This is a genomic window from Methylobacterium bullatum (assembly GCF_014845095.1).
In the GTDB taxonomy this organism is placed as follows: Bacteria; Pseudomonadota; Alphaproteobacteria; order Rhizobiales; family Beijerinckiaceae; genus Methylobacterium; species Methylobacterium bullatum.
In genome coordinates, this window is record NZ_NKUG01000199.1 from 1 (window position 1) to 6494 (window position 6494).

Sequence of the window (6494 nt, forward strand, 5' to 3'; positions counted from 1 at the left end):
CGCACCACCGCGAAGTCGGTACCGGTCCCGCCGCCGTCTGCTTCGCCCACGACGATGATCTTGCCGTCCGCCTGCATCGTGACGCTGTGGCCGAAATCATTCAAGGTGCCGGCGCTGGCCGGGGTGAGCACCTTGCCAGTCCCGGCGCCGAGGAACGACGGCGCGTCGTTCACGGCCGTGAGGGTGGTGCTCAAGGTGGCGGGGATGGAGGTCGTGCCGTCGCCGACGTTGTAGCTGATGACGAGCGGGCCGTTGTAGTTGGCGGTCGGGGTGACGGTGTAGCCGCCCGCCCCGTTGCTCACGATGGTGCCGTGATCGACGCTGAGGCCGGAGAGGACGAGGGCCGTGCCGTCGGGGTCGCTGAAGCCCTGCAGCAGATCGATCGCCGTGACCGTGAAGACGGTGTCTTCCTGGCCGACCGCGAGGGCGGCCTGGGTGCCGCTGAGAATCGGCGCGTCGTTGGTGGGGAGGAGCATGACCGTGGTGGTTCCTGTGGTGGTCGCGGCCCCATTGGGCCCCTGGGCGCCGGCATTGCCGTCCGAGAACGTCCAGACCAGCGTGGCAGAGGTCGGAGGCGTATCGGAGGTGTTGGCGTAGGTGACGGCGCGCGCCACCGCGTCGGCGAGCGCCGAGGTGGCGACGTTCGTGCCGGTGAAAGTGATCGTGAGCGTGCCGGCCGTGTCGGTGAAGGTGGCGAAGGTCGCCCCGTTCGCGTCGCGCAGGCTGTTGCCCGAGACCGTGAAGCCCGAGGCATCGAAGCCGAACGCGTCCTGCGCATTCGCCCCGCCCTGGCGGGCAAGGGTCAGCGTGGCGCCGGCATAGTCGCCCAGACCGCCGTTCAGCGCGTCGAGGTCGACATCGGAGAGGGTGACGTCGGTGTCGAGGCGAACGCTGTTGCCATTCTCTGTGAAAGCGACCGTGCCGCCGAGCGAGTTCGGGGCGTTGAACGTGGTGTCGAGGCTGCCGTCCGCGTTGTAGCGCACCACAGCGACGTCGGTGCCGGTGCCGGTGCCGGCGCCATAGCCCACGACGACGATCTTGCCGTCCGCCTGCACCGTGACGCTCTGGCCCTGGTCATTCGACGTGCCGGCCCCGACCGGCGTGATGATCTTGCCGGTCCCGTCCGGGCCGAAGCCAGTGTCGAGGCTGCCGTTCGCGTTGTAGCGCACCACTGCGAAGTCGGTGCCGGTGCTGCTGCCAGTGGTGCTAGTTCCCGCGACGACGATCTTGCCGTCCGCCTGAACCGTAACGCTGAAGCCGATGTCGCTCGACGTGCCGGCGCCGACCGGGGTGAGGATCTTCCCGGTCCCGTTCGGGCCGAAGCTGGTATCGAGACTGCCGTCCGCGTTGTAGCGCACCAGCTCGAAATCGAAACCGCTTCCGCTGCCTTGGCCGTAGCCCGCGACCAGGATCTTGCCGTCCGGCTGCACCGTGACGCTTTGGCCGATGTCGCTCGACGTGCCGGCGCCGATTGGGGTGAGGATCTTGCCCCCCGTGCCGAAGCCGGTGTCGAGGCTGCCGTCCGCGGTGTAGCGAACCACCGCAAAGTCGGTGCTGGTCCCGCTGCCCAGGCCTGAGCCCGCGACGACGATCTTGCCGTCCGCCTGCACCGTGACGCTCAAGCCCTGGTCCTGCGCCGTGCCCGCCCCGACCGGGGTGAGGATCTTGCCGCCCGTGCCGAAGCCGGTGTCGAGGCTGCCGTCCGTGTTGTAGCGCACCACCGCGAAGTCGTCGCCGGTCCCGCTGCCGGCACCATAGCCCACGGCGACGATCTTGCCGTCGGCCTGGACAGTGATGCTTCTGGCAATGTCGTCCGATGATCCGGCACCGACCTGGGTGATGATCTTGCCGCCCGTGCCGAAGCTGGTGTCGAGGCTGCCGTTCGCGTTGTACCGCACCACCGCGAAGTCTTCGCCGGTCCCGCTGCCGAGAGCTTGGCCCGCGACGACGATCTTGCCGTCCGCCTGGAGCGTGACGCTCTGGCCCTGGTCGTCCAATGCGCTGGCGACCGAGGTGAGGATCTTGCCGGTCCCGTTCGGGCCGAAGCTGGTGTCGAGGCTGCCATCCGCGTTGTAGCGGATCAGCGCGAAGTCGCGAGTGCCATCGCTGCCGATGCCCGCTCCCGCGACGACGATCTTGCCGTCCGCCTGGATCTTGACGCTTCGGCCCGGATCGAATGACGTACCGGTGCCGACCGGGGTGATCACTATGCCGGTCCCGACGCCGCCGAACGAGGGCGCGTCGTTGACGGCGGCGAGCGTGAATGTGCGTGTCGCCGGGACCGGGTCCGTGATGCCGTCGCTTACGCTGTAGTTCAGCGTGACGACGCCGTTGGCGTTCGCGATCTGCGTGATCGTGTAACTGCCGTCCGGGTTGGCTACGACCGTACCACGGGATGCGGTGAGGCCCGTCACCGACAGATCTTCCCCATCGGGGTCAGACCAGTTCGCCAGCAGTTGCGCCTTGGTGATCGTATAGACCGTGTCCTCGGCGCCAAGGGCGAGGGCATTCTGCGTGCCCGTGAGCATCGGCTGACGCAGCGGATTTTCCAAGACCATAACTAATCTCCCGGCTCCCGGCACCGGGAGGCCGCACTACGTTCCAGTTTCAGGAAAGCTCAGCTGCAAGCTTTAAACGGCGATGTTCGGGAGACGAGATACGATCGATATCTTGATGCCCGCGATCGGGCTTCTATAGCCTGAGTTCGGTGAATAAATTATGTAGACTCTGCCATCATATATCTCAAGAGGTTATATAATAGTAAAAAACCCAAAATAATGGAAAACAAATAATTATCTACATTATATGATGGCCAAATACTCGTTTATATGAATTGCTCATAAGCATTGATTGACCTTCACGCCAGGTATAGGATTCGAATCTATTGCATCGTAAGGCCTTAAGTTGCTCCTGCTTGCTGGCGTTCCTCGCGAGCCGAACCGGAAGAGGAGCTCGAGCCTGCCTGTGGTCTTCATTTTGGTCTGGATTGTCGAGGGCGTGAGCGGCCATGAGGCTAGGACGTATCTGTAAAGGGGTCACAGGCTGGGTGACGGTCCCCATGTTGTGGAGATGCGACGCTACGAACTGACTGATGCGCAGTGGGAGCAGATCGCCCCGTTGCTGCCTCCGCAGAAGCCGCGCACGGGCCGGCCAGCGGAGGATCACCGGCAGGTCCTGAACGGTATGCTTTGGATCCTGCGCACAGGTGCGCCCTGGGCCGATCTGCCGGCCCGCTATGGTGCTGTCGGGACCGTGTCGATCCGGTTCTATCGCTGGCGGCAGACCGGCGTGTTCGACCAGGTGCTGCGGCGCCTGCAGGCGCAGGCCGATGCCCGAGGCGATCTCGACTGAGACCTGCACTTCGTGGACGCCACGGTGGTGCGCGCCCACCAGCACGCCGCCGGTGCACGCCGGTCCGGCGCCATCGGGGTGAGGGGACGGTCGAGGGGATCGGTGAAGCGCTCGGGCGCAGCCAGGGCGGGTCCTCATCCTGAGATTGTTGAAGGATCGACCAAGCTGCATCTGCGCGCCGAGGGCGGCGGTAAACCGACCACGGCGGTGCTGACGGCCGGCGAGCGCCACGAGCAGTTCGCCCTGGACGCGCTGATGGACAAAGGCGCCGTGCCGCGCTCTGGCCGAGGCCGACTGCGCCTGCGTCCCCGCCGAACGGCCGAGGATCGGGGCCACTCCAGTCCACCGGTCCGTTGTCGCCTCAGACGCCGTCGGATCGAGTCGGTCATTCCGACCCGCAAAGATCAACCGCGCCAGCCCGACTTCGACAAGGCCACGCACCGGGAGCGCAACAGGGTCGAGCGGCTGATCGGACGCCTCAAGCAGTATCGCCGCATCGCCACCCGCTACGAGAAGCGGGCGGCCAACTCCCTCGCCATGGTCACACTCGGCATGACCATGCTCTGGCTCACATGACTTTGCAGAGACGACCTAGCACTACTTTGGCAAAAAGGTATACCGACTTGGATGTACGCCCCAAGCAGAAAAATGGTCTGAGCATTCTGCAATCTCAGGTGCCTCAAACCAGAGGATTTTGACGCCGCTTAAGCCTACACGAAGTTCCATCATGGCTCTTCAGGCAAGAATGCCAAAGTAGTTCTAGTGCTGACCACCAAAACGGGACGGGTCCTGCAGAAGCGATATTTCGCCGAACTCTGGGACCGGGCGATGCTTGAGGCTGGGATTGCTCAGGTGACCCTTCCTAGTTTGGAAAAACCGGTCAACCTTCACTCAACGATCTCCGCGGAACGGCCGTGACCATGCTCTCTGAGGCGGGCTGCAATCCTCAGCAGATCGCCACCATCACGGGTCATTCGCTCAAGACGGTGACTGTGATCCTTGATCGCTATCTAGCGCGCTAGCAGACCAGGCAATCTTCGATTGGGAGAACTCACCACGAACGGAGTTTGCAAACCGACTGCAAACCAGCGCTCAAACACCCAAACCCCCCGAAGGGAAAAATTCATGTCTGACAATAAAGATAATTGGCGCGCCCGAAAGGATTCGAACCTCTGACCCCCAGATTCGTAGTCTGGTGCTCTATCCAGCTGAGCTACGGGCGCCGACCTGACCGGGGAGAGTTGTGCGCTCCGCCGTCGGTGGGGGTGTCTAGAATCTCCTTTTCAGCTTGGCAACCCCTTCTCGACCGATCGGCGTGCCTTTCTGCGATCCGCGTGATCGTGGGTGGTCGCGGGACGCCGTGTCGGTCATGCTCGTCGCGCCTCACATCGCAGGATACGCCCGACCCGTCATGACCACGCGCACCCCTACCCTCTCCGGTGACGTCCTCGCCGCCATCGGCGGAACGCCGCTGATCCACCTGCGCCGTGCCTCGGACCTCACCGGCTGCACCATTCTCGGCAAAGCCGAGTTTCTCAATCCCGGCTTGTCGGTGAAGGACCGGGCGGCCCTGTCCATCGTCACGGATGCGGAGCGACGCGGGTCGATCCGGCCGGGCGGCACCATCGTCGAGGGGACGGCGGGCAATACCGGCATCGGGCTCGCCCTCGTCGCGTCGGTCCGCGGCTACCGCACGGTCATCGTCATCCCGGAGACGCAGTCCGCCGAGAAGAAGGAGACGCTGCGCCTTGCCGGCGCCCGCCTCGTCGAGGTGCCGGCCGTGCCGTTCTCCAACCCGGACAATTACGTCCACGTGGCGCGGCGGCTCGCCGAGCGCCTCGCTGCCACCGAACCGGCCGGCGCCTTCTTCGCCAACCAGTTCGACAACGTCGCCAACCGCCAGGCGCATGTGGACACGACCGGCCCCGAGCTCTTCGCCGCGACGGAGGGGCGGATCGACGGTTTCGTCTGCGCGGCCGGGACGGGGGGCACCCTCGCCGGCACCGCCCAGGCCTTGCGGGCGCTCAAGCCCGGAATCACCGTCGCGCTCGCCGACCCCGAGGGATCCGCGCTGCATGCCTATTACACCACCGGCACGCTGAAGGCCGAAGGCTCCTCGATCACCGAAGGGATCGGCCAGGGCCGGGTGACCGCCAATCTCGAAGGGTTCCGGCCGGACCATTCCTTCCGCATCCCCGACACGGAGGCCCTGGACATCGTGTTCGGGCTGATGCGCGAGGAGGGGCTCAGCCTGGGTGGCTCATCGGGAATCAACGTCGCCGGCGCGATCCGGCTGGCGCGGGTTCTCGGCCACAGCCACACCATCGCGACCATTCTTTGCGACGGGGCGGCGCGCTACGCGTCGAAGCTGTTCAACCCGGCCTTCCTCACGGAGCGCGGGTTGCCCGTGCCGGCCTGGCTCACGGAAACGGCGGGCGACCTGCCGGACTGGCGAGCCTGACATCGACTTTCCTGCAACACCGTCATCAATCTGCATCATTGAAGCGCCCAAGCGTTGAACGGAATCGGCGGACGGGCGTTTCACCGGTCAAGCTCAAGCAATGTTGGTTGGGCGTGACCGGAGTTTCTTCCCCATGACCCTGACCACCATCCTGCTCATCATCCTGATCCTCGCCGTCCTCGGCGGCGGCAACTTCCTCGGTGGCGGTGCTTATCGCGGACAGAGCTTCGGTCTGGGCGGTATCCTCATCATCATCCTGATCGTGCTTCTGGTCACGGGACGCCTCTGATCGCACGTCCGAACCGGCGGGGTGTTCCGGCGCCCCGCCGTTCATGCATCTGGGACGTCGCGGTCCCGGGAGGACCAAGTGGATTCCCTACGGACAGGTGAGCCCGACCACCGAACCGGCCACCCCGGAGGCGACCGTGCCTAACGTCGCGGCCGACATGTCCATGGCCGCCCCCGGGGAGATGCCGTTCTCGGTCAGAAACGCCAGTGACACGCGGCCGTCGACCAGAGGATAGCTCATCGGCGGCGCCACACCGGCCACGAGACGGGGCGACGACGGATAGCGGGCCACGAGGCCCGCCAGGGCGCCGTTCCGGTCGAGCACGACGGCTCCCGACGATCCGGGTTGGAGCGGCGCCGATAGCCTATCCCCGCCGGATTGGCCCGACGAGAC

3 protein-coding genes, 1 tRNA gene and 2 pseudogenes are annotated in these 6494 nt (G+C 65.2%); 3 read left to right on the forward strand and 3 right to left on the reverse strand.

Translation table 11 applies throughout. The features are described from left to right. On the reverse strand, positions 1-2558 hold a 2558-nt coding region (locus MBTS_RS21610), incomplete at its 3' end, for a cadherin-like domain-containing protein (protein ID WP_192216447.1). A gap of 511 nt (positions 2559-3069) precedes the next feature. Here MBTS_RS21610 and MBTS_RS21615 point away from each other — a divergent pair. Beyond that, positions 3070-3927 (forward strand): annotated as a pseudogene (locus MBTS_RS21615) (IS5 family transposase). A 570-nt stretch (positions 3928-4497) separates the two neighbouring features. Here MBTS_RS21615 and MBTS_RS21620 read toward each other — a convergent pair. Further along, positions 4498-4574, reverse strand: a tRNA-Arg gene (locus tag MBTS_RS21620). Between the two features lie 188 nt (positions 4575-4762). On the opposite strand from MBTS_RS21620, the gene MBTS_RS21625 reads away from it, so the two are divergent. Then, positions 4763-5812, forward strand: coding sequence for a cysteine synthase A (locus MBTS_RS21625; protein WP_192216448.1), 1050 nt, complete (start codon positions 4763-4765; stop codon positions 5810-5812). Positions 5813-5945: 133 nt separating this feature from the next. Further along, positions 5946-6101: a hypothetical protein gene (locus tag MBTS_RS21630; protein ID WP_018046049.1), complete on the forward strand. Its 156-nt coding sequence runs from the start codon at positions 5946-5948 to the stop codon at positions 6099-6101. An 87-nt stretch (positions 6102-6188) separates the two neighbouring features. On the opposite strand, the pseudogene MBTS_RS21635 reads toward MBTS_RS21630, so the two are convergent. After that, positions 6189-6494, reverse strand: a pseudogene (locus MBTS_RS21635) (serine protease); the annotation flags it as partial.

What these genes read in the sequence shown, in the direction of transcription:
- MBTS_RS21625 (WP_192216448.1), top strand. Translation starts at nt 4,763, where the DNA reads ATGACCACGCGCACCCCTACCCTCTCCGGTGACGTCCTCGCCGCCATC.
- MBTS_RS21630 (WP_018046049.1), top strand. Translation starts at nt 5,946, where the DNA reads ATGACCCTGACCACCATCCTGCTCATCATCCTGATCCTCGCCGTCCTC.